Source organism: Clostridium sp. AF34-13 (genome assembly GCF_003477845.1).
Taxonomy (GTDB): domain Bacteria; phylum Bacillota; class Clostridia; order Lachnospirales; family Lachnospiraceae; genus Butyribacter; species Butyribacter intestini.
The window spans coordinates 1-24,995 of the sequence record NZ_QUEB01000004.1 but is presented as its reverse complement, the minus strand read 5'-3'; the positions used below and the strand labels follow the sequence as shown (position 1 = coordinate 24,995).

Here is a 24,995-nt window from a genome sequence, read left to right as displayed (position 1 = left end):
TTTTGACACTTTATCCGTTACAGCACGCACTTTAAATTACGAACAATAACCTTATCTGTAATTAACCTGCTTTATGCTTCTTTAACATTTTTGATAAGATAATTTTTTACATTCTTATATAAAATATCATCTTTTATAATAGACTTTGCATCTACTCCATAATAATCCTTAAATGTAGAATTAAGTTCTTTCTCACTCTTACAATTATAGTTTGTAAGATAAGTCTTAACTTCATCCTTATACTGTTTGTCTGTAACCTTTATATTTTCTTTTTCAGCTACAGCACCATAAACAAGCTGCTTTCCAACATCAGACTTAGCTGTAGTCTCAAGCTGTTTGTTAAAATCTTTAGTTGAAAGATTCTGTGACTTAAGATAATTCTCAAGTGTGTAGCCATTACTTTTAAGGTAATATGTTATAGATGTCTTAAGCTGTGTTTTCATTGTGTCCATCTTTGATTTAGGATAATCTTTTATCTTACAAGTGTCATAGAATACCTTCCATGCCTTCTCACCTAAAAGCGTGTCCCTTACATACTGTGTATATCCCTTTGCAGTATTTTCATAATTCTTATCAAAATCTTTTAAATTTTTCTTTACGAATTTGTCCGTAAGTTTTGGATATACTTCCTTAAAGTTTATCGTAACAGAAAATACCGCCTTTTTACCGGCAATTTTCTGGTTCTGACTGTAAGATTTAGGGAATGTAACCTTTACTTTACATTTTGAGCCAATCTTTTTACCGATAAGTCCATCCTCAAAACCGTCAATAAATGATTTTGAACCGATTTCAAGATCATATCCTGCTTTGTTTGTCTTTTTTGTAAGACTGCCTCCGTCAAAAGTCTTTCCATTTATTTTTCCAACATAATAGATATTTACTATATCGCCTTTTTTTACTTTTCCTGTTTTTACCTTTTTATAATCCCCTGTACTCTTGATATTCTTCTCCAACTGCTCTTTTGTGGATTTGTCGATCTCACTCTTTTTGATCTTAATGGTTGAATAATCGCCAAGTGTTACATAATCAAGACATTTTACACTCTCTGCACTTTCTTTTTTTGTATCAGAAGTTGTCTTTTTATTTGTTATCGCATTTTTAAGTTTGTTCGTAGCTGAACATCCTGTTGATGCGAGTGCAATCGATGCACAAAGTGTTACTGCCAGCAATTTACTATATTTTTTCAAAATAATTCCTCCAGATAATAAATATTTATTTTATTTTGTAATACTTTAAAGTACACATTTTCGCTTCAAAGCAAAACACAACAATCTATTTTATACCATAAATCCATCAAAAAATCAACCTTGTATATCACTTGACGATATTTCAGAAAAAAGTTATAGTATTTCAAGGTAGTTATATACAACTAATTAAAATAAACGCATACATTCTGATGCAGAGAGAGGTAGATAATGTCCAGTAGAAAATTCAAAGATTCAATGCCACTTGCCCCGCTTAAAATTGTCGCTCTTGGCAATCAGACGGAACTTGGCGAAAAGATTAACAAAGAGATTATCGCTCGAAGACACAAAGCACTTTCCGAAATGCAGAAACCTGATTTTAAGATGACAGGATATGATACGGAAAACTATCTTGTTTCCTATGACTGTCCAAGATTTGGTACAGGCGAAGCAAAATGTGTCATAAACGAGTCTATGAGAGGTGTAGACCTTTTTATCATTGTTGACACCGTAAATTACGGACAGCAGTACACTATGAGAAATGAAACAACTAATATGTCACCTGATGACTTTTTCATGGATCTCAAGCGTGTCATAATGGCATGCAGCGGTCACCCTAGAAGAATAACCGTAATAATGCCATATCTCTATGAAGGCAGACAGCATATCCGTTATATAAATGAATCACTTGACTGTGCACAGGCACTTCAGGAACTTGTTTCGATGGGAGTTGAAACGATAATCACTTTTGATGCACATGATAACCGTGTTCAGAATGCGATACCAAATCACGGATTTGATAATTTCTTCACATCTTTCCAGTTTATCGATACAGTTGTAAAAACAAATCCTGATATAAAGATAGACCCTGAACACATGATGGTTATCTCACCTGACCTAGGTGGTATGAAAAGAGCCGTATATTACGCTGGTGCTCTTGGCATTGAGATGGGATTATTTTATAAACGAATGGATTATTCAAAACTTATTGATGGTGAGCATCCTGTAGTTTCAACACAATTCCTCGGAAATGATGTTTCCGGAAAAGACATTATCATTATTGATGATATGATTTCAACAGGTCACACTATTCTTGAAGTCGCAAAGGAATTAAAAAACCGTGGTGCAGGCAAAATATTTATCTGCGTAACATTCGGTCTGTTTGCAAATGGAACAACAGAACTTGACAACGCATATAAAGACGGCTTATTTGATGCCATCTACACTACAAATCTCTGTTATTGCCCGGAGGAGATAAAGAACAAGCCTTATTACCACAGCGTTGATTTGAGCAAATATATAGCAGCGATCATCGACACTCTCAACCATGATACAAGTGTCAATGACCTAATTGATGCAACTCAGAGAATACAGGAGCTTATGGAAAAACACTCTATGTCAATCTGATAAATCCGTTCAGATTTCCGCGTTTTCCCCTGCTTGCTCTGTGGGAATATAATATATCAGGATTACAGCAGGTACAGATGCCGCTTATATGTATGTTTTTATCAGGTACTCCGGCATCTGAAAGCTGTACCCTGTTAGCCTCCCACAGATTTAAAAGAAACTTATCTTCTGTCTCAGGTTTTCTCATTACTATATTTTCTGCTATGCCATTCCTGCCAAATTCTTTTATGAACTCTATTGCCACATCTTCACTGACCTCATAACATTTCCGGCATATTGAAGGACCTATTATACATATTATGTCCTCAGGTCTGCTTCCAAACTGCTCTGCCATCTTTTTTATGGTCTTTTGTCCTATCCTCGCCACAGTTCCTCTCCATCCCGAATGGGAAGAACCAATAACTTTCCCCACTGTATCAATAAAAAACAGTGGTACGCAGTCAGCAAATGATGTTGCAAGCGTAAGACCTTTTTTGTCAGTTACCATACCATCAACACCCTTTAGCTTCTTTTCGATTTTCTCTCCGGCAGCATATCTCTCATCGACATATTCAATTTTATCTCCATGTACCTGGTCTGAAAGTATAAGCTTTTTATAATCAGTACCCAGTGCCTTACACATTCTGCGGTAGTTTTCTCTGACATTTTCTTCCTTGTCTCCTCTGTCCCATCCAAAATTAAGACTTGAAAGATAATCTTTATCAGTCACACCCCCAAGTCTTGTCGAAAACGCAAGCGATACAAAGTCATATCCGTCAAGGCAGCGAAATCTTATCATCGGAACACCCTTGTTCACCTCGCAATAGCACTCTTTACTGCTCATCTCCCTGCGTTTTATCATATATTCTACCTTTTCCTTATATTTTTCAACCATATTCACACCTCTTTTTAATAATATCCGTCAAATGCGTTTTCTATATGATGGAGCATCGTACCGTTTATGGCAATAACATCAAATCTGCATGACAGTTCATCAGTTTTATATTTCTCTATCATATAATTTTGTGCTGTTTTTACTATATGAAGCTGCTTTTTCCTATCTACGGCAGACTCGCCAAGTCCAGCCTTTGAACTTTTTCTGTACTTCACTTCGACAAAGACGAGCACATCATCCTTTTTAGCAATAATATCTATTTCCCCATATCTGCAAAAATAGTTCTGCCCGACAATACTATACCCGTGTTTTTCAAGATACTCCACGGCTTTTTGTTCGTAGGCAGAACCAATCTCTCTTTTATTCATTTCTGTTATTTTCCTTTTTATCCATTACCTTGCCTTTAATCTTATCCATGGCATCGACAAATACAAGCACCTCCGCCACAACCTGATAAAGTTCAGGCGGTATATACTCTCCTATCTCAATGTTTTCAAGGCTCTTTGCCAACTTTTCATCCTTATGAACCGGTATATCTTCCTCGTTTGCCTTGTCGATTATCTTCTCGGCAAGATAACCTTTACCTGATGCGATTACCTTAGGTGCTTTATCGTGAAGTGTGTACTCAAGTGCAACCGCCGATTTATCCGGTCTTCTTTTTCCGACAACATCACGCCCATAAATCATCTTATTTCTGTTATCTGCCATACAATATCCCCCTTATATTAAAATACACTCTCGTTATCTTTACAAAACAAATACTTTCGGCTTGATTTACGATAATACATTCAAGGTTCGCATTAATATTGCCTTATTCCATTCAAGGTTATCACCTATACTCAATCCACAAAATTTTTGATAAATGTCTGACGATGAATAGGCGACGCACCATATTTTTTAATTGCTTCAATATGGGATTTTGAACCATATCCCTTGTGACTTGCAAAACCGTATTCGGGATATAACTTATCCATCTCAACCATAAATCTGTCCCTAGTCACCTTTGCAAGAATACTTGCTGCAGCTATGGAAACACTTTTTGCATCACCTTTGACAATTCCTACCTGCTTTATATCTACATCCGGAATATGAACCGCATCGACCAAAAGCAAATCAGGATTTTGTTTTTCAGACATCCGACCTATCGCTTCACGCATTGCCTCATATGTCGCCTGTAAGATGTTTATATCATCTATACGCCCCTGTGATACTATTCCTATTCCATAAGCTATAGCTTTCTGTTTTATCTCATCAAAGAGTTCATCTCGTCTCTTTGCACTCAACTGTTTTGAATCGTTCAGATATAATATCTCACAATCTTTTGGCAATATTACACTTGCAGCAACTACAGGCCCCGCAAGTGGTCCTCTGCCCGCTTCGTCAATTCCCGCAATATACTCATATTCACTGTATTTATCTTCAAATTCATGCATCTTTTTAAGACGCTCAAGTTCTTCAGCCATAGCAGCCTTCTGCTTTTCGTATTTCTCTACCAGCTTCAATACGCCTTTTCTTGTATCTTTCTTACACAATTCAAGAAGGCTTTCTCTTGTATCTTTATCGGCATTTTCCAGCTCTGCTTTTATCTCACTTATAGACTTCAATTCAATCCTCCAAATTCTCCAAACGGCAATATTCTAAATACGGCTTTTCCAACAATATCTTTTCTTTTAACCAGACCAACAATTTCATTTCTGCTGTCTGTACTCATGTTCCTGTTATCACCTAATACAAAATATTCGTCTTGTGCAAGTGTCTGTGGAACAGAGGCGAGTCCTGCATCCTTGATGCTTTCCTTTCCATACTTATCACTTTTTAAAGGAGTTCCATTTATATACACTCTTCCATCATCAATGCTTACTGTTTCTCCCGGAAGTGCTATTATCCTCTTTATAAAATAATCTTGTTTTCCTTTTTCCTCTTTGACTGGAAAAACTACTATGTCATATCGCTTCGGTGAACCTATAGCATATGAAAATTTGTCAATTATAAGCGAATCATCATTTTCAAGTGTTGGCAGCATTGATGTACCTTCAACTGTGCTCTGAAATGCAACATTATCTATAAAAAGATGTGCCGCACCAAAGGCTATAAAGACACATAATGCTAAGAGTACCACATTACTAAAAAGCCTTTTTGGAATCGATATATATTCATCAGCTTTTTTTCTGTATATTGCCGCAATATCAGAATATGTAATATCTTCATCACTCACAGCAATACTGCTAAACCTGTCCTTTTCAGCATCTTTACGACTTATTATATCCTCTGCGATTTGTTCCCAGTTCTGCTTTTCAGACTCAGAATACTGTCTCTGATAATCCGCATCGGTTCTATATATTTTTCTGTCACAGAATCTTAAACTGTCTTCAATCTGTTCATAATCATACATCCCGACTTACTCCTAATCATATAATAATTAGTTTCGCAATCCCCGGATGCAGCGTACAGCAAACAACTTTCAGACTGCTTTGCCATACTAACCGGGAATTTCAAGACTTATCTTTCCAATCCTGCCATTTCTAAAATCATCTACAAGACATTTTGCTGCTTTATCAAGGTCATACTCTGCACCACTCTTTATGCATCCTCTTTTTATTGCTATCCTCTCTAACAGTTCATTATTTGAGTCTGAATTTTCTATCTCATAAAAATCTGCTACTGCATCAGGATAATTCTTTATAAGATAATCAAGCAGCAAAAGGCTCAACTCATAGATATTATAAAGTTCATCTTTGATAGAACCTATAAATGCAAGATTTAATCCTACCTGCTGATCTTCAAATTTAGGCCAGAGAATACCAGGTGTATCAAGTAGTTCTACATTTTTATTAAGTCTTATCCACTGTTTACCTTTTGTAACACCCGGCTTGTTTCCTGTCTTTGCACATGCTTTTCCGGCAAAGCTATTTATAAAAGTAGATTTGCCGACATTTGGAATACCTACTATCATCGCTCTTATAGGACGGTTCAATATTCCTCTTTTTCTGTCACGCTCAATCTTTTCTTTACAAGCTTTCTGTATAACATCATTTACAGCTTTTACGCCTCTGCCATTCTTTGAATTGACCGTTGCGACAAAATAGCCTTTTTCTTCATAATATTTTGTCCATTTGTCAGATACCGCTTTGTCGGCAAGATCATATTTATTCATGAGGAGTATTCTCGACTTCCCATTTGCAAGTGTATCTATATCAGGATTTTTGCTGCTGAAAGGCACTCTCGAATCAACCAGCTCTATAATAACATCTATCAGCTTGATATCTTCCTGCATTGCTCTCTTAGCTTTCGTCATATGTCCGGGATACCATTGAAACTGCATAAAATTATTCCTCCAAATCAGTATTAGTTATGTTCTTAATATTTTTCAATCTCCCTCACTCTCTGTTCGGTCAATTATCATTATTTTTATAGTTTAATTTATAACTCGTCCTATCTTTATAGGTTTTCTGTAATAAGCATTTGATATTTTTATTCCATCCCTGTGATTGCTCGCATGGATTATCTGTCCGTTTCCGATATACATAGCGACATGGCTTATATATCCGTTATTTCCATAAAAGAACAAATCCCCGACTTTTACATCTGATGCCTTGACCGTTTTGGTAAATGCTGCCTGCGATCTTGATACTCTCGGTATCTTATAGCCGAAATGCTCATATATCCTCATGGTAAAACCTGAGCAGTCTGTTCCGTTTGTGAGGCTTGTACCTCCCCAGACATATTTGTTTCCGAGAAACTTCATCGCATAAGCTACAAGCTTTGAATATATCGAACCCTTACCGGAGCTTCCATTATTCTGTCCTGATGATGTATCTGAACTGCTATAGGTAACAGCCTTTGATAAATCATAGTTAAACTCCAGAAAATCCTTGTTTATAAATACATCCTGTTCATCTATCGAAAGCATTATCCAGTTATTCAAATCCTGATACATCGCTTTCTTATTAACACTTTTAAGCTGTTTTTTTCCAAATGTCTTATTAAGATTTTTCTTTATATATTTTTGAAGCCATTCCTTTTTAATATCGGAATTGCCAACTGTATATTCTTCCTCCTGTGACAATGTATCACATATTTTTGAATCTATTGAAGGGAGCGTCCTCACATTTAAAGTCTTGGTATTGACTATGGCTCTTAATCTTGCCACGCTCTTTGCCCTCGACTTTGCTTTATCACCCGTCAAAAGATATTTAGACAAAACATATCCATTAACTTTCCCTGAAACAATATGTGACCATTTACCTTTTGTCCCTTTTATATCACATCCATTGTCTTTCGTCATCTTTCCGACAACAGCCGAACTCTCTGACGCTTCCCTATGGACATTTAACGCCCCTGACACATTTGCAACACCAAGATTTTCATACTTAAATCCCGCATTTGCCAGTGTATCGTATATGTTTGATTTCTTTTTAACTTTCTTCCTGTTATTCTTTTTTGCCTTAACCTGTTCTTTTCTATCATCTGTCTTCTTTTTAACAGAAGCAGAATAAAATCTGTCAAGATACACGGTCATTCCTGCAAGAGATGTTTCTCCTGTTATGGCAGCCGACTCACAGGCATCCGTCTTAAAAGAAAAAGCCATACAAAGACTTAAAAACAGAAAAGCAAAACATTTTATCGTATTTTTTCTAAACAATATTTATCCCTCACCGCAACTATTATTACCGTCCGTCTACGCTTTATATTATCATTTAAAGCCCACTAATATAATGTTATTGTACTACTAACCGTATATCATTTCAACATTTTTATCAGTCAGTTTAATGCCACATATACTATGTTTAATAACCTTTTCCAAAATATTCATAGACTTCATGCAGAAATGACAGTGAGCCAAATACAACTATCCTGCCCGTAACACCATCTCTGGAAATGCTTGACAATGCCTCTCTTACATTATGCTTTGCCTCAATATGCTTAATCTTATTGTCTGATATTTTAGCGGCACATTCCGCCAGTTGTTCCGACTCAAGTCCTCTCGGTGCCGGAGCATTTATCGTATATACTCTTTTTGCACGGGGAAGTGTAGTCCTTAATATCTGCTCATAGTCCTTATCTTTAAATACACCTATTATATAAATAAATTTTTCACCTGGGAAATATGCACTCAATGAATATTTTAGCAGCCTTGCCGCATCAGGATTGTGTGCACCGTCAACGATAACATAGGGATCATGCGATACAACTTCAAATCTTCCCGGCCATCTGCACATCTTAAATGCTTCTTTTACAGACTGTTTGTTTATAAGTCTGAAACCTGAGCCATATAATACTTTTGCCGCTTCAAGTGCCAATCCGGCATTGTCAAGTTGGAAAATTCCCGCCTGACTTAGTGTGAACTTTTCATTTTCGTATATGAACGAAGTCTTGTCTACCGAAAATTCATATGGTCTTATATCGTCTCTTGAAAATATATTCAGATTTGCATCATGTCTCCTGCAAGTATATTTTAACTCCTCAAGACATTCAGACTCAGGTTCTATTGCAACAACAGGCACTCTGTTTTTAATAATTCCATATTTTTCTTTTGCTATCGCAAGGAGCGTGTCCCCAAGATAATCCATATGATCCATAGAAATAGATGTTATCACAGATAAAACCGGTTTTTCTACTATATTTGTCGCATCAAGTCTTCCTCCCATTCCGGTTTCAACTATCGCAACATCAACTTTCCAGTCCGCAAAGACTTTGTATGCCATAACAGTTTCTATTTCAAATGCCGTGGGAGCCTTTTTTCCCTCTTTTCTTATCTCGTCCGTCTTTTCAATAAGATATGTGAGATTATCCGCAACTTCCTGTTCTGATATATATTCTTTCTGTAAACCATATATATTTCCGGTAATCTTTTGTATTTTTTCTCTATAGTCAAATAATGCAGGGGAAACATATCTTCCGACGGTGTATCCCGACATGGCTAAAATTCCGGCAATGAAATTTCCAACAGAGCCTTTACCGTTTGTCCCTGCAATATGTATTATTCTTGATTTATTTTCAGGATTTCCAACTTTATCCGCTAAATATTTTATCTGTTTAAGCGAAAGGTCACTGCCAACCTCTATCTGCAGCTTTTCTATATAATCCGTGGCTTCACGATAATTCATTTTTACCTCATTTCCAAAATAAGAAACAAAACTGTATCGGAAACTATGTACCAACAGATATTTGTTATTATTTCAAACAAAACCTGCATTTGTCTGCCGGTACAATTCATGCTCCAATACAGTTTTGAAACCTTTTTATGTTACTGTTCACACCTTTAGTACGACCGGTAACTTTTATTATATAGCCTTCTCCTTTTATCTTTATCCTGTCAGATAACCGAATAAAAATATCTAATAATGATAGTATTTTTTAGTGCTTATTTGATAATTCTTACTTTTAATACACCATCAACTGCTGAAAGTTTATCAGCTACATCTGCTGATGACTCAGAGTCTATGTCAAATATACAATATGCATAATTTCCACGACTCTTATTTGTCATATGAGCTATATTGATGTTTGCTTCAGAGAATACATTTGTAATACGGTTAAGCATTGCAGGTACATTTTTATGGCAGACTGTAATTCTTCCCTTTGTATCACACACTCCGGCATCACAGTTTGGATAATTTACGGAATTTACGATATTTCCGTTTTCCATGTAATTTCTTATCTCATCTACAGCCATAACTGCACAGTTATCCTCTGACTCTGCTGTTGAAGCTCCAAGATGTGGTGTTGCGATTACATTTGGCATCTTCATAACTGCCGGATTCGGAAAATCAGTTACATATTTTGCAACTTTTCCTGACTCAAGAGCAGCCTTCATATCATCGTCATTTACAAGAGTATCTCTTGCCATGTTTAAGATAACAACGCCGTCTTTCATCTTATCAAAAGCTTCCTTATTTAACATTCCCTTTGTATCTTCAAGAAGCGGTACATGAATGGTGATATAATCACAATTCTTATAGATTTCTTCATAAGATTTAACTATCTTTACATCTCTTGAAAGAGAGAGTGCGTTGTTTACTGAAAGAAATGGATCAACTCCATAGACATCCATCTTCATACGGTTTGCAACATTGGCAACGAGAACACCAATAGCACCAAGACCGATAACACCGATCTTTTTGCCCATGAGCTCTGTTCCTGCAAACTGCTTTTTAGCTTTCTCCATATCTTTGCTGATGTTTTCATTGTCAGCATTTTCTTTTGCCCATTCGATACCTCCTACAACATCACGCGCTGCAAGAAGCATACCTGTAACAAAAAGCTCTTTGACACCATTTGCATTTGCTCCAGGAGTATTGAAAACAACAATACCCTTATCTGCACATTTATCAAGTGGGATGTTGTTTACACCTGCACCTGCTCTTGCTACTGCACAGAGATTGTCAGAAAGCTCCATATCATGCATCGCTGCACTTCTTACTAAGACTGCGTCTGCTTCTGCAAAATCGTCTGTCTTTGTATATTCGTCAGTAAGATTGTTTAAGCCTACATCTGCGATAGGATTAAGACAAGTATATTTAAACATTATGAATTCTCCTCCTCAAACTTCTTCATAAACTCAACAAGTTTCTCAACACCCTCTTTTGGCATTGCATTGTAGATACTTGCTCTCATACCGCCAACTGTACGATGACCTTTAAGATTTACGAAACCTGCTTTCTCAGCTTCTGCAACAAATTTTGCATCAAGTTCCTTGTCACCTGTTACAAATGGAACATTCATGAGAGAACGGTCTTTTGCAACTACAGTACCCTTAAACAACTTGCTCTGGTCAAGGAAGTCATAGAGAATCTTTGCCTTTTCTTCGTTTCTCTTTTTCATAACTTCAAGTCCACCCATCTTTTTGAGCCACTTAAATACTTTTCCACATATGTAAATTCCGTATGCAGGTGGTGTATTATATAATGAGTCTGCGTCTGCGTGTGTCTTATACTGAAGCATTGTAGGTGTTCCCTCTAAAACATCTTCTGTTATAAGGTCTTCACGCATAATAACGATAACTACACCTGCAGGTCCGATATTTTTCTGAACTCCACCGTATATAACACCATATTTTGTTACATCTACCGGCTCAGACAAGAAGCATGAAGAAACATCTGCAACTAATGTCTTGCCCTTTGTGTTTGGAAGTTCTTTATACTTTGTTCCATATATCGTATTGTTCTCACAGATATATACATAATCTGCATCTTCAGAAATCGGCAAATCCGAACAGTCAGGAATATACGAGAATGTTTTGTCCTCAGAAGATGCTATCGCATTTGCTTTACCATATTTACAAGCTTCTTTCCATGCTTTCTTAGCCCACTGACCTGTGATAATATAGTCAGCAACCTTATTTTTCATAAGATTCATAGGAATCATAGCAAACTGCTGCGAAGCACCACCCTGGAGAAACATAACCTTGTAATTATCAGGTATGTTCATCAACTCTCTAAGATCTTTTTCTGCTGTCTTGATGATGTTGTCATATACTTTGGAACGATGGCTCATCTCCATAACCGACATTCCACTGCCCTGATAATCAAGCATCTCATCTGCAGCTTCTTTTAATACTTCTTCCGGTAATACCGCCGGACCGGCTGAAAAGTTATAAACTCTGTTCACTTTCATGTGCCTCCTTCTGTAATTAGTTACTAAATCAATATTTATATGTTTAAAGTGTCAAAAACCATTTGCAAAACCCTAAAGTTTCCGACACTCTAAATCCAATCATTTATGTCTGACCTCCGACAATAAACTGTCATCTTTGGCATATATACAGTGTCTGTAACATATATCATTGTAAGACTTTCTCGCCATATAGTCAATCTTTAATAATTTATCTGCCATTTCAAGGTAACAGTTCAGCCATAAAAATATAATCAGTAATATCTGAGTTTGCCCATTGTATTGTTGATTATATTTCTGTTACTTTTCAAGGTCCTTCTCGTCAAAGACTTCATCCAGTCCCTTGCCCGGTGCAACCATAGGGAATACCTTGTCATCACTCTGGATAATACACTCGATTACCACAGGTTTTCCTGAAGCTATCGCCTCTTTTAATACCGGTTCAACTTCTTCCTGTTTAGTGATGCGGTACCCTTTTGCACCCATTGCTTCTGCAAGTTTGACATAGTCAACATTATTGTCGAGTACTGTATGTGAATATCTCTCGCCGTAGAACAATGTCTGCCACTGTCGTACCATACCGAGAACGCTGTTATTAAATATTATCTCAATAACAGGAATATTCTCTCTCACTGCTGTCGCTATCTCATTCATGTTCATACGGAAACATCCGTCACCTGCAATATTTACCACAGTCTTGTCAGGATTTCCGGCTTTTGCTCCTATAGCAGCCCCAAGCCCGTAACCCATAGTTCCAAGTCCGCCTGATGTTATAAGTGTATGCGGCTTCTTGTATTTATAATACTGTGCAGCCCACATCTGATGCTGTCCTACCTCGGTAGCAATGATAGCATCACCCTTTGTAACCTCATAAAGTTTTTCAACAACATAAGGACCTGTGAGTACATCATGATGGTAATTAAGCGGAAGTGCATCTTTTCTAGCAAGCACTTTATTTAACCATTCTTTATGATAAAGCTGTTCAAGTCTTGAATTGAATATATCAAGAACTGACTTTATATCACCAATGATACTGAGGTCTACTTCCACATTTTTGTTTATCTCAGCTTCATCAATATCAATCTGTATTATCTTTGCATTTTTGGCAAAACTCTTTGTGTCAGCAGCAACTCTGTCCGAAAATCTCGAACCGACAACAACAAGTGCATCACACTCTGAAACACTTAAATTTGCTGTCTTTGTTCCATGCATACCTAACATTCCGACATAATACTCGTCATTGCCGTCAAATACCCCCTTACCCATAAGAGTATCTGTCACAGGTGCATCTACCTTTTTGACAAAATCGGCAAGCTCTTTATCGGCATCTGCGATAACTGCTCCACCACCTACAAGTACCATAGGTTTCTCTGATTTTCTTAATATCTTGATTGCTTCATCTATAGCCGTCTCGTCAATTTTTTCTGTCATTCTAGGAATAAGCTTTGGAATTTCTTTCTCGTATTCCGCAACATCACTTGTAGCATTTTTAACAATGTCTACAAGCACAGGACCAGGACGGCCTGTCTTTGCTATCTCAAAAGCTCTCCTGAGTGTAGGTGCAAGGTCTTTTACATCCTTTACTATAAAGCTGTACTTTGTGATAGGTGTAGTAACTCCCGCTATATCTATCTCCTGGAAAGAATCTTTTCCAAGAAGTGAGATACCTACATTACAGGTTATCGCAACAATCGGAACTGAATCCATGTATGCCGTAGCAATACCTGTTACAAGGTTTGTAGCTCCCGGACCGCTTGTCGCCATACAGACACCAACTTTTCCGGTTGAGCGTGCATATCCGTCTGCCGCATGGGAAGCTCCCTGTTCATGTGATGTAAGAACATGTCTTATCTCATCCTGATGGCGGTACAACTCATCATAAATATTTAATATGGCACCGCCCGGATAACCAAAAACCGTATCAACGCCCTGTTCTTTTAAACACTCTATAACTATCTGTGAACCTGTCAACTGCATTTTTATCTCCATTCTTCTCTAAAACTTTGTATATCTTTCTTCTATTAGATGATGCCACGGATTGCTTTATTGCTGTGCAATTTGTGCAAGCCTGCAAGCCATCAGACAGCAATTTGTGTTTAAACATACATTGCTATCTGCTTCTGACCCCTGCATCATATTATTTAATCTGAAGAATAGCACCCTTATCTGCTGATGTAACCATTGATGCGTATCTTGCAAGATAACCTGTCTTAACCTTTGGCTCTTTAGGTGTCCATGCTTCTTTTCTCTTTGCCATTTCTTCATCAGATACTTTGACATTTATCGTATTTGCAGGTATATCTATTGCGATAATGTCTCCCTCCTCAATAAGAGCGATAGGACCGCCTACTGCCGCTTCAGGAGATACATGACCGATAGAAGCTCCTCTTGATGCTCCTGAGAAACGACCGTCAGTTATAAGCGCAACGCTTGAACCAAGTCCCATACCGGCGATAGCTGATGTAGGGTTTAACATTTCTCTCATACCAGGACCACCCTTTGGTCCCTCGTAACGGATAACTACTACATCGCCCTCAACAATCTTTCCTGATTTGATTGCATCAATGGCATCTTCCTCACAGTCAAATACTCTTGCAGGACCTTCATGTACCATCATTTCAGGTACAACTGCCGAACGCTTTACAACACAACTGTCCGGTGCGATATTTCCACGGAGAACGGCAATTCCGCCTGTCTTCATATATGGGTCATCTATAGGTCTGATTATCTCAGGATTTTTGTTTTCACATCCCCTGATATTCTCTCCGACAGTCTTTCCTGTTGCAGTGATAAGGTCTGTATTTAAAAGACCTGCCTGTGCAAGTTCGTTCATAACTGCATAAATTCCGCCTGCCTCGTTAAGTTCCTCCATATAATGATGTCCTGCCGGTGCAAGATGGCAGAGGTTTGGAGTCTTTGCACTTATCTCGTTTGCAATGTCAAGATTTATCTCAACACCTGCTTCATGTGCGATTGCCGGAAGATGAAGCATTGTGTTTGTCGAACATCCGAGAGCCATATCAACTGTAAGAGCATTCATAAATGCTTCTTTTGTAAGAATATCTCTTGGACGGATGTTTTTTTCAAGAAGTTCCATAACTTTCATACCTGCGTGCTTTGCAAGTTTGATACGCTGTGAATAAACAGCAGGGATAGTACCATTTCCCTGAAGTCCCATACCGATTGCTTCAGTAAGACAGTTCATACTGTTTGCCGTGTACATTCCCGAACATGAACCGCAGGTAGGACAAGCATTGCATACATAATTGTCAACTTCCTCATCACTCATCTTTCCGGCTGCATTTGCTCCAACTGCCTCAAACATAGATGAAAGACTTGTCTTCTGACCGTTTACATGACCTGCGAGCATAGGACCACCGCTTACAAATACGGTAGGGATATTTACTCTTGCTGCCGCCATAAGAAGTCCCGGAACATTCTTATCACAGTTTGGCACCATTACAAGTGCATCAAACTGATGTGCAAGTGCCATACACTCTGTAGAGTCTGCAATAAGATCTCTTGTAACAAGTGAGTATTTCATACCAATATGTCCCATTGCAATACCGTCACATACTGCGATAGCAGGGAAAACGATAGGAGTACCGCCTGCCATTGCAACCCCTGTCTTAACTGCTTCTACTATCTTATCTATATTCATATGACCCGGTACAATCTCATTGTATGAGCTTACGATACCTACAAGCGGTCTTTCAAGTTCTTCCTCCGTAAGACCTAATGCATTGAACAAAGATCTCTGTGGAGCTGTCTGCATACCTTTTTTTACAACATCACTTCTCATTTTGTATTCCTCCCGAAATTTTACTATATTCTCTCACAGATAAGATCACCCATCTCAATTGTTCCTACCTGTGTCTTTCCTTCATCCATAATATCAACTGTACGGTATCCGTCTTTAAGTACCTTTTTAACTGCTGCCTCAACTGCATCCGCCTCTTTTTCAAGGTCAAATGAATAACGAAGCATCATTGCTGCTGAAAGAATAGTTGCGATAGGATTCGCCTTATCCTGTCCTGCAATGTCAGGTGCAGAACCGTGGCTAGGCTCATAAAGTCCAAGCTTTGTAGCACCAAGACTTGCTGATGACAACATTCCGATAGAACCTGTCACCATACTTGCTTCATCTGACAATATATCACCGAACATATTTTCAGTAAGGATAACATCAAACTGCTTAGGATCACGGACAAGCTGCATAGCACAGTTGTCAACGAGCATATCTGTAAGTTCAACATCAGGATAATCCTTAGAAACTTCCTTAACGACCTTTCTCCAGAGTCTTGAAGAATCAAGAACATTTGCCTTGTCTACGCTGCAAACCTTTTTATTTCTCTTCATCGCAAACTCAAATCCCCATTTTGCAATGCGGCGTATTTCATTCTCATCATATGTAAGTGTATCTGTAGCCTTAAGCACACCATTTTCCTCGACTGTCTTTCTCTCTCCGAAGTAAAGTCCGCCCGTAAGCTCTCTCATAACTACAAAGTCAAAACCGCCCTCGGTAATATCCTCTTTAAGCGGACACGCACCACTAAGTTCGTCAAAGAGAATTGCCGGACGAACATTTGCATAAAGTCCAAGACCTTTTCTTATCTTTAAAAGACCTGCCTCAGGACGCTTATCAGGTGGTAACTGATACCAGTTTGACTGACCTACATTTCCTCCGACAGCACCAAGAAGAACTGAATCACTCTCCTTTGCCGCCTGTAATGTCTCATCCGTAAGCGGCTCACCGTAAGCATCTATAGAACATCCGCCCATAAGAAGCTCCTTATACTCAAATGTATGTCCAAATTTCCCGCCAACTTTATCAAGAACCTTTCTTGCCTCTCTGACAATCTCAGGTCCAATGCCGTCACCGGCTATTACTGCAACTTTGTAGTTCATAAATCATCTTCCTTTCAGAATAATTTCATGCATGACTCTTTATAAATAATACTTTAATGTCATAAACACTTAATAAAATATAGTATATATCAGTTATTTATTTACTGTCAAGATTTTGTTACTGTTTGCCCGTACTTCCAAAACCGCCCCTGTCAGTTTCTTCAAGCCTTTCCACCTCATCAAAGTTTATTGCAGGCTGATTCTTCATTATCCTGAACTGACATATCCTGTCATTCACATGAATCTGCGTATCTCTGACCGCAAGCACCGGCATACGCCACATATCATTGTCACCACAATATGAACCGTCAATAACGCCCATATGATTTGTCTGTATAACACCAAAATTTTTAAATGTAGAACTTCTGGGAACCACATGAGCCTCATAACCCTCAGGAAGTTTCATTCCCACTCCAAGCGGAATAAGAGCAAACTCTCCTTTTTTAAGAGAAACCTCCTCCGATGCACGGAGGTCAATCCAGTCTGATTTTCCTCCGATATATTCAAGTTTATCAATCTTGTCCGAAAAATATTTAATCGTTATTGTTTCCATGATTTCCTCCATTTTTTAAATTATATGTATTATTAAATTATAATAATCTATAACCACCCTTTTCCTCAATAATGTGAATAATATTTCTTTCATTGAGTATCTTTTCAATATTATCTTTTATGAAATCAGGCTTGATATTGCTCGTCCGAATTTCATCTATCGGCAGCCACACCAGTTTTTCTCCGTCATCTGTCACACTCTTGCATAAGCTAATATCATCATCAGGAATTTGCATACGATAATAAAATTCTATGGTATGACAGTCAAATCCGTCAATATTGCCGCCGAAGCCTTTAAAAAAGTTTTCACTTACAACTGCAATAGATTGTACTTCTGCATGAATACCTGTTTCTTCAAAAACTTCTCTTTCAATACAGGCATCTGATGTTTCGCCCAAATGAACTCCCCCGCCGACCATATAATAATAATCATCGACAGCACATTTAACAAAAAGCATTTTATCATCATGCAGTAAAATTCCTCCCGTGCGGTACCTGAACCAGTTACTTTCCTTTGTAAAACAACAATCGTATTTCATATCTTCCTCCTAATCTTAACAATAACCATTAAGCTATATACCAAAATCTTAATTTTATCAGGCACAACAACCGGCACACCATATCAGTTTATCACATTTTCATCTTCTGTGAATATATTTTAATAAACTTTTTATATTGATGGTAACAGTTCAGCCACAAAAAGATAATTGGCGATACAATGAGCTTGTTCATTGTATTGTTGATTCTCTTTTTATGGTAGAATAGCCTTTCATTTCTTAAATGAGGGCAAAGTCCTCGCGAGCGCGCTCAGCTTGAACAAATAAATTTGTTCAACCCTCACTTTGCTTTCGCGCAAATAAACAAAAGCTGCATCGCAGCGTCTGACAGCTTGCTGGCAGGTTTATGAATTTAGGAAATGTAAGGCTGAACTGTTACTATCAATTACAAAATATCACTGTAATTGTTTATGAAAGGAGCAATTAATCATGGACACCACAACAAACGGACAGACACCCGATATAAACGAAACACCCATGCAAAAAAATGATAACATAAGCAACGAGGGATATTTTCAGGCATTTGTAACAAGCTCTGTTTCCGGCAGACCTGTTGAAAATGCTTCGATTGAGATAACATACCCCGATTTCAGCGATAGTGCCATAGACAATCTCACAACTGACTCTTCCGGAAAAACACCAGTCATAACTTTGAGAACACCGCCGCTCCAATACAGTATGACACCTTTAAGTAACCAGCCTTATTCCGTATATAATGTGCTTGTGCGTGCAAGAGGTTACGAAGAAGTTGAGATAGCCGGAACGGAAGTTTTGCCTGGCGAAACCTCTATACAAAACATAAGCCTTATTCCGATAGATGAAAACGAGCCTGAAAGTGCGGAAGTATTCGTTATACCTCCCCACACACTGTATGCCGAATATCCTCCAAAAATACCTGAGGATGAAATAAAAGAAACCAATGAATCAGGTGAGGTTGTTCTCAGCCGTGTGGTAATCCCCGATGGAGTGCGATTTTTACATTTTTTTTCTATTAGATAATGATATGTTCGCATACATAAATTGTTCTTTTGAGATTATTGCCGGAACTGTCTCCTCGCAGCAAACCCATTCTTCCTTATTTAGATTTATCCTTTTATTTAGTTTATAATTAATTTTTCTGGTCTTGCCCTGTTGTAAAACTCCCGTATAAATTTCATTATTTAAAATTCTTCTAACTGAGTAAGGTTTCCATACAGACATTTCCGAATTTGCAAAAGAAGTTTTATAATTGCTGTTGTTCGCTTTTTTATACATATACGGTGACAATATCTTTTCCTCATTAAATGCTCTTACGATTTTTTCAGCAGAATATCCGGCAATACGCATATCAAATATCTGTTTCACGACTTTTGCCGCCACATCATCTATAACAAGCCTGTTTTTATCACTATCAGACTTTTTGTACCCGTAAACCGCAAATGCCCCTATATATTTTCCACTCTCCCTTTTTACTTTCTGCGAATATCTTACTTTACATGATATATCTCTCGCATATGAGTCGTTTAACAGATTTAACAAAGGCACTGTTATCTTTCTCTCGTGATAGTCCGCTTTGTCGCTGTCATATCCGTCGGAAACAGAAATCACACGGATGTTGTTCATAGGAAAATAATATTCTAACAATCTTCCGGTCTCAATGTAGTCTCTCCCAAGTCTTGACAGGTCTTTTACCATAATACATCTGACATTATTTTTTTCAATCCAGCCAAGCATTTTTATAAAACCCGGTCTGTTAAAATTCGTGCCCGTATATCCCTCATCAACAAACTCAGCAATATGTTTAAAATCATTTTTCAAAATAAACCGTTCAAGTAATTTCCTCTGATTTTCCACACTATTAGTAATACTACTAATAGTGTTATTATCAGCACTACAGACAGCATTATCGTTTACATTAGCCATATCTTTGGAATTGAAAGTATAATCTCTTTCTCTAAGACCATCATTTTTTGATACTCTCAGATATGTAACACACTCCACCATATACGACACCCTCTCCCTAAATACAAGCCAATTTTAAAATGCAGCAATCCGGCTTCTCAATTTACTACATTCATAAACCTATCAGCAAACTGCCTATTGCTGTTACCTAAAAAGAAATTTATATACAAAAAAAAGAGCTGATAATTCATAACAGTCAGGTGCGTTTTTATCCTCATCAAAAATATCGCTCTCATGCGGGATAATATCCTCTTTTAAAAAGGTATCATTTTCTTTAAAAATGCTGTCTTCTTTTTGACAGACAATATGTTCATCCGAAATAATATCCTCCGTTAATAATTCTTTAGAAACATTTCGTTCAGCAAAAATCTGTTTAGAAACATCATCATCCGAAAGAATCTGTTTTTTCATACAAGACAACCTCTGATTAAAATTTACAACCTAAACAATCTTTAAATTATACGCTCTTTATTTTTTATTATGATTAATTTTGTTTAACATATCCATTTACAATCATATCTGCATTATCCGCAATTTTTAAAATGTCAGGCATTTTCTATCCTTACCTCCTTAATCGGTTTTAAAAATGTATCAGGTGATATCAGCCTAAGTCAAATAAGTTTTCATTCACTCCTCAAACTCCTCAACAAATCGTTTCACCTCTGCCCACGCATTTTTTGATTCCTCAAGACGCTCAAGTCCCATCTGAAATACATGAAACATTTCTTCATATATCGTGATATTTGTTTTACATCCCGCTTCTCTTGCCTTTTTCTCCGCAAGTACCGAATCACTTAAAAGCATCTCTATACCGCCTACCTGAAAGAGCATTGGCGGAAGTTTTGAAAAATCGCCAAACAGCGGCGAGATATAAGGTTCTTTAGGCGAATGACCTCCGAGATATTCACCACTGTATATCATGCTTTCCCTGGTATTTCCAAACAGCGGGTCAAGTGTATAATTATCGTCATATGACGCCCCTGATGCCGTAAGGTCCGTCCACGGTGACATAAGCACAAGTCCCGCCGGAAGCGGCATATCATTATCCCTCAAATACTGACTTAAGGCAAGACTAAGTCCGCCGCCCGCCGAATCTCCGGCAATGATTATATCTCTGCCCTCATACCCCGTAGCGAGCAGCCATTTATATGCTGCCACAGCATCATCAAGGGCCGCCGGAAAAGGATTTTTCGGTGCAACTCTGTAATCTATCGACAAAGTCTTTATACCGCCACGCATCTCACAATACTCTTTTGCAAAATTCCTATACACATTTCTCATCTTGCCAATATAACCGCCGCCATGAAGCTGAAGCACAACAAATCTGCTGCCCGTATTTTCAGGCGACAACAATTCCATTTCAAAATGCTTCATGTGTATTTTTGCAACCGAATATCCGTCCGGGCAATGCCACGGCGGCTCGACAAGTCTTCTCCTTATAGTTCCCTTTTTTATTGCAGGACCTATGATAAACCCTGATGAAACCATGTTTATAACATTTCTCACAAGTTTTGCGCGCAAACTTATATTATCAACTTCTTTAACCATAAAAACCTCACTTAATATAATTAGATGATGTTAGGGTCAAAAGTAGATAGCAATGCATGTTTATATGCAAATTGCTATCTACTGGCTTGCCCCGCCAAACACCGACATAAAGCAGATTTGCTTGCCAATATGCGCGAATGGAGGTGTTTGCAGGATTGCGAAAATTGCGTAGCAATGAAGCAATCCTGAGCATCAGTTAGGGTCAAAATACCTTTTGACCCTAACATCATTAGATTCATATTTGTAGCAAATATACTTTGCCCATGACTGATGAAATTGCTGTCTGCTTCTGACAATAACATCATCATATATAAAATTTCCGCTTTAATTCATTTCTTGCCTTTCTGTCTCCAATAACCACGCTTGAGGTAAATAAAATAAACGATACCAAAAAACTTGTCCATGGAAGGACAGGGCTTTGAAGTACCTTTGTAAAATAAAGTGCCATCTGAACTGCACCGAGTATAACACAAAATATCTGAAGAAGCAGATAACTCTCCCAGTTCTGCCTGTTTATTATCATACAGACTATTATTATCGCATCAAGCGTAAGCACGATAACCGGCATCCCGACACCCAACGACCAGCCTTTGTAACCAAGCACAAAATCCACAAGCATTATATAAAACAATGCACCTATAAAACCAACATACATCTTTTTAATATGTCCATAATGGTCGTTTATTATAAAATGAAGCATACATATAACATAAACAATAGCACCTCCTGATATTGCCGACCATTTAACACCTTCAAAATTATAATAATTTATAACAATGAACACGCTTTCAAGAACAATGGCAAAATAAGAAAAAATATTTACTATCCGTCTGAGTATCTTTGTTTTCTGCCTTACATCAGGATAGGTGTTCTCGTTATGTTTATCATCACCCGACAAAACCATATCACACATAGGACATACCTTAGTTTTATCTTTTATTTTTATTCCACAATTTTTACATTCAATCATAATACACCCCGTTGCTTTCTATAGAAATATCAACGCCATCTTCTACAAGTTTTCTAAAAAATCCTCTCTGAATAGCAGTGTCCCTCAAAATCGAAGTAAAAGTAAATACCATCGTATCATTGTAAGAACATATTGCTCCTTTTATATTCTGTCCCGTTGATATTGAAATCATCGCATGAAAGCTTTTTATAAACGGTGCATATTCTTCATCTATTTTTATATTTCCAATATTTGTCACGGTTGAAGTATTTGCCTTTGCTGACGAAAGATATACAAGCTTCATTGCTATCTTTTTTATAAAAAACGGAATAGACCTTAAAAGTATATTTTTTTGATTTGAAACATTGTACGAAAACAAATCTTCAAGATGTTCTTTTGTTATCTGCCCACGCAGACTTTTCTTTACAATGTCCGCTATTTCCTCAAATGAATACTCATCTTTTTCCGGCTTAAAAACAGCACTCACCATAACAAAAAAATTTCTTGTCGTCATCGAATCAAAAAACGGTCTGAGATTTACCGGCACGGCACACACTATAGGCTTATCAGACCTCATTCTTTTAAGATATTCAACATATACACTATACATAAATACAATTACAAAATACTCATTTATGCTCGTATCATATTTTTTAGCCGCCTGCTTAACCTGTTTCACGCTCATATAACCGTGCATGACACCAAGCTCACCTCTTGAAAGTTTTTCGCCTTTTACCTCTACTGCTCTCTTTGTTTCATAGCCTTTTGCATGGCCTTTTTTATAATTTTTTACATAACTGTCCTCAGTATTTAATGATGTATGCTCAGACAACCTGTTCTTCTTTACCGCCGCAATCTCCGGATATTTAAGTCTGAGATACTGATATGTGACTTCTCTTAAAAAATTAATACCGCCCATACCATCCGCAAGCACATGAAAAACTTCAAGGTTTATTCTCTTTCTGTAATAAGTAATCCTGAACAGATAATTGTTGTTACTGTAAGGCTCAATATATCTGCAGGGAAAATCATGCTCCTTTACAACCTTTGGAGCAGGCTTGTTATTTGTTTCAAAATAATACCAAAATATTCCTTTCTGCATACATACATTAAATGCATCAAAACCCGGCAGCACCATATCCAGTGCTTTCTGTAAAAACTCTGCGTCAACCTCCTCGGTAAGATTGACTGAAATTCGATATACATTCGTCGTCTCCTCCGAAGCAATCGCCGGGAAAAGAACTGCCGTATTATCAAGTTTTTCCCAATTTTTCTTTCTATGTCTACGCTTTTTCATAAGCTGTCCCCATTCTTAGTTACTGTGAAAGCAAATTCACTTTTTCAAAGACTTCACAAAAATTAGTCTTATTTATAGTATATACTAAAAAATAATATTTTTAAAGTATGATTTACGCACACCTGCCCCCGAATATGTAATCGTGCATGACGGTCCGCCATCTGACAGCCGTGCCAAAGATTATTATGTGACATACAAAGACTATATCAAAAATGTTGCATCAAGCGAAATCTATGCTACATGGCCTGAGGCAACCCTTACAGCAAATATCCTCGCCATACAGTCCATAACTTTAAACAGAGTTTATACGGAGTGGTACCGAAATAAAGGCTATGATTTCACAATCACCTCTTCCACCGCCTACGACCAAAAATGGATTCCCGGAAGAAATATCTTCGATAATATATCAAGGATTGTTGACAACATCTTTACAAACTACATTTCAAGACCAAATGTAAGACAGCCGCTTTTTACACAGTATTGTGATGGAAAAATGGTGTCATGCCCTGACTGGATGCGTCAGTGGGATTCAAAATATCTCGGCGACCAGGGATATTCTGCGATAGAAATACTCCGTGCATTTTACGGTAATTCCGTTTATATAAACAGTTCAACTGAAATTTCAGGAATACCATCTTCATGGCCGGGTTATGACCTGACGATAGGTGCAACCGGAAGCAAAGTTTTGCAGATGCAGCAGCAGTTAAATGTAATAGCAGATGCATATCCTCTTATACCTAAAATATCCCAGGATGGAATTTACGGTGAAAAAACTGCAAATGCAGTAAAGATATTCCAAAAAATATTTGGTCTGCCCCAAACCGGAGTAACAGATTTCCCAACATGGTATAAAATTTCTGAGATTTATGTCGGCGTGAGCAGGATTGCTGAAATGGCTTAAGCACTAATCTTTAAAAAATGAATATCTGAAAAACAGACAGACCATAACGAATAATTGCTATGGTCTGTCTTATAGTATAACAAAATATGAAGATATTAAACTCACCATTTCAAGCATAATTCCAATGTAAAGAATAGGTAAAATATTTCAAAATGCTTGTAAAAAGGCTGGTTTTTTTTTATAGATTAGCATAATATATATATATTGATAAAAATACTTAAGTCCAGCTAATAAATGTCAATAGTTAGATGTGAAAAAAATTAT

At 37.5% G+C, this 24,995-nt stretch carries 23 protein-coding genes and 1 pseudogene; 3 read left to right on the top strand and 21 right to left on the bottom strand.

Features of this window, described 5'->3' with window-relative positions:
• Window positions 1-71: 71 nt before the first annotated feature.
• The gene (locus DWZ63_RS04535; protein ID WP_055942824.1) at window positions 72-1,187 is read right to left on the bottom strand and encodes an FKBP-type peptidyl-prolyl cis-trans isomerase; all 1,116 of its coding nucleotides are present in this window, start codon (window positions 1,185-1,187) and stop codon (window positions 72-74) included.
• 225 nt (window positions 1,188-1,412) lie between these two features.
• Between DWZ63_RS04535 and DWZ63_RS04530 the strand changes: the two genes are divergently transcribed.
• On the top strand, window positions 1,413-2,591 hold the full coding sequence (locus tag DWZ63_RS04530; protein WP_347474828.1) for a ribose-phosphate pyrophosphokinase: 1,179 nt from the start codon (window positions 1,413-1,415) through the stop codon (window positions 2,589-2,591).
• On the opposite strand, the gene pgeF is transcribed toward DWZ63_RS04530, so the two are convergent.
• The 15 genes from pgeF to DWZ63_RS04455 form a co-directional block, all read right to left on the bottom strand.
• Window positions 2,578-3,465 (bottom strand): peptidoglycan editing factor PgeF, encoded by an 888-nt coding sequence (gene pgeF / locus DWZ63_RS04525; RefSeq protein ID WP_055942831.1) that lies wholly within the window; start codon window positions 3,463-3,465, stop codon window positions 2,578-2,580. The genes DWZ63_RS04530 and pgeF overlap by 14 nt on opposite strands.
• Before the next feature lie 14 nt (window positions 3,466-3,479).
• Window positions 3,480-3,833, bottom strand: a complete 354-nt coding sequence (locus tag DWZ63_RS04520) for a YraN family protein (protein ID WP_055942834.1) — start codon at window positions 3,831-3,833, stop codon at window positions 3,480-3,482.
• On the bottom strand, window positions 3,826-4,173 hold the full coding sequence (locus DWZ63_RS04515) for an EscU/YscU/HrcU family type III secretion system export apparatus switch protein (RefSeq protein WP_022013977.1): 348 nt from the start codon (window positions 4,171-4,173) through the stop codon (window positions 3,826-3,828). Before DWZ63_RS04515 ends, DWZ63_RS04520 begins: the two co-directional genes overlap by 8 nt.
• 131 nt (window positions 4,174-4,304) lie before the next feature.
• A complete protein-coding gene (locus DWZ63_RS04510; protein ID WP_118498874.1) occupies window positions 4,305-5,069 on the bottom strand; it encodes a ribonuclease HII in 765 nt (254 codons plus the stop codon).
• Window positions 5,066-5,857 (bottom strand): signal peptidase I, encoded by a 792-nt coding sequence (lepB, locus tag DWZ63_RS04505; protein WP_243020481.1) that lies wholly within the window; start codon window positions 5,855-5,857, stop codon window positions 5,066-5,068. The genes DWZ63_RS04510 and lepB overlap by 4 nt, the downstream gene beginning before the upstream one ends.
• A gap of 87 nt (window positions 5,858-5,944) precedes the next feature.
• Complete coding sequence (ylqF, locus tag DWZ63_RS04500) at window positions 5,945-6,787, bottom strand: ribosome biogenesis GTPase YlqF (protein WP_055942840.1); 843 nt, start codon at window positions 6,785-6,787, stop codon at window positions 5,945-5,947.
• A gap of 93 nt (window positions 6,788-6,880) precedes the next feature.
• The gene (locus tag DWZ63_RS04495) at window positions 6,881-8,107 is read right to left on the bottom strand and encodes a C40 family peptidase (protein ID WP_055942842.1); all 1,227 of its coding nucleotides are present in this window, start codon (window positions 8,105-8,107) and stop codon (window positions 6,881-6,883) included.
• Window positions 8,108-8,252: 145 nt separating this feature from the next.
• Entirely contained in the window at window positions 8,253-9,572 is a 1,320-nt protein-coding gene (locus tag DWZ63_RS04490) for a folylpolyglutamate synthase/dihydrofolate synthase family protein (RefSeq protein ID WP_118498872.1), read from the bottom strand.
• A 257-nt stretch (window positions 9,573-9,829) separates the two neighbouring features.
• Window positions 9,830-10,993 (bottom strand): phosphoglycerate dehydrogenase, encoded by a 1,164-nt coding sequence (locus DWZ63_RS04485; protein ID WP_055942850.1) that lies wholly within the window; start codon window positions 10,991-10,993, stop codon window positions 9,830-9,832.
• Window positions 10,993-12,075: a 3-phosphoserine/phosphohydroxythreonine transaminase gene (gene serC, locus DWZ63_RS04480; protein WP_055943113.1), complete on the bottom strand. Its 1,083-nt coding sequence runs from the start codon at window positions 12,073-12,075 to the stop codon at window positions 10,993-10,995. The genes DWZ63_RS04485 and serC overlap by 1 nt, the downstream gene beginning before the upstream one ends.
• 303 nt (window positions 12,076-12,378) lie before the next feature.
• The gene (gene ilvB, locus DWZ63_RS04475) at window positions 12,379-14,055 is read right to left on the bottom strand and encodes a biosynthetic-type acetolactate synthase large subunit (protein ID WP_118498870.1); all 1,677 of its coding nucleotides are present in this window, start codon (window positions 14,053-14,055) and stop codon (window positions 12,379-12,381) included.
• 160 nt (window positions 14,056-14,215) lie between these two features.
• Window positions 14,216-15,880: a dihydroxy-acid dehydratase gene (gene ilvD / locus DWZ63_RS04470; RefSeq protein WP_055942856.1), complete on the bottom strand. Its 1,665-nt coding sequence runs from the start codon at window positions 15,878-15,880 to the stop codon at window positions 14,216-14,218.
• A gap of 23 nt (window positions 15,881-15,903) precedes the next feature.
• Window positions 15,904-16,986: a 3-isopropylmalate dehydrogenase gene (gene leuB, locus DWZ63_RS04465; RefSeq protein ID WP_118498868.1), complete on the bottom strand. Its 1,083-nt coding sequence runs from the start codon at window positions 16,984-16,986 to the stop codon at window positions 15,904-15,906.
• Between the two features lie 118 nt (window positions 16,987-17,104).
• The gene (locus DWZ63_RS04460) at window positions 17,105-17,539 is read right to left on the bottom strand and encodes a dUTP diphosphatase (protein ID WP_022013966.1); all 435 of its coding nucleotides are present in this window, start codon (window positions 17,537-17,539) and stop codon (window positions 17,105-17,107) included.
• 37 nt (window positions 17,540-17,576) lie between these two features.
• Window positions 17,577-18,077 (bottom strand): NUDIX domain-containing protein, encoded by a 501-nt coding sequence (locus DWZ63_RS04455; protein ID WP_055942864.1) that lies wholly within the window; start codon window positions 18,075-18,077, stop codon window positions 17,577-17,579.
• A 447-nt stretch (window positions 18,078-18,524) separates the two neighbouring features.
• On the opposite strand from DWZ63_RS04455, the gene DWZ63_RS04450 reads away from it, so the two are divergent.
• Window positions 18,525-19,094, top strand: a complete 570-nt coding sequence (locus DWZ63_RS04450) for a carboxypeptidase-like regulatory domain-containing protein (protein ID WP_055942866.1) — start codon at window positions 18,525-18,527, stop codon at window positions 19,092-19,094.
• On the opposite strand, the gene DWZ63_RS04445 is transcribed toward DWZ63_RS04450, so the two are convergent.
• The 5 genes from DWZ63_RS04445 to DWZ63_RS04425 all read right to left on the bottom strand — a co-directional run bounded on the left by DWZ63_RS04445 (window position 19,071) and on the right by DWZ63_RS04425 (window position 23,830).
• A complete protein-coding gene (locus DWZ63_RS04445) occupies window positions 19,071-20,078 on the bottom strand; it encodes a recombinase family protein (protein WP_118498865.1) in 1,008 nt (335 codons plus the stop codon). The two genes, DWZ63_RS04450 and DWZ63_RS04445, sit on opposite strands and share 24 nt — an antisense overlap.
• A 102-nt stretch (window positions 20,079-20,180) precedes the next feature.
• Window positions 20,181-20,447, bottom strand: a complete 267-nt coding sequence (locus DWZ63_RS04440; RefSeq protein ID WP_055942873.1) for a hypothetical protein — start codon at window positions 20,445-20,447, stop codon at window positions 20,181-20,183.
• Window positions 20,448-20,663: 216 nt separating this feature from the next.
• Window positions 20,664-21,584, bottom strand: a complete 921-nt coding sequence (locus DWZ63_RS04435) for an alpha/beta hydrolase (protein WP_055942876.1) — start codon at window positions 21,582-21,584, stop codon at window positions 20,664-20,666.
• 304 nt (window positions 21,585-21,888) lie between these two features.
• A complete protein-coding gene (locus DWZ63_RS04430; protein ID WP_118498864.1) occupies window positions 21,889-22,554 on the bottom strand; it encodes a DUF6320 domain-containing protein in 666 nt (221 codons plus the stop codon).
• Window positions 22,547-23,830 (bottom strand): hypothetical protein, encoded by a 1,284-nt coding sequence (locus tag DWZ63_RS04425; protein ID WP_118498862.1) that lies wholly within the window; start codon window positions 23,828-23,830, stop codon window positions 22,547-22,549. Before DWZ63_RS04425 ends, DWZ63_RS04430 begins: the two co-directional genes overlap by 8 nt.
• A gap of 127 nt (window positions 23,831-23,957) precedes the next feature.
• On the opposite strand from DWZ63_RS04425, the pseudogene DWZ63_RS04420 reads away from it, so the two are divergent.
• Window positions 23,958-24,731, top strand: a pseudogene (locus tag DWZ63_RS04420) (peptidoglycan-binding domain-containing protein); the annotation flags it as partial.
• Window positions 24,732-24,995: the final 264 nt, after the last annotated feature.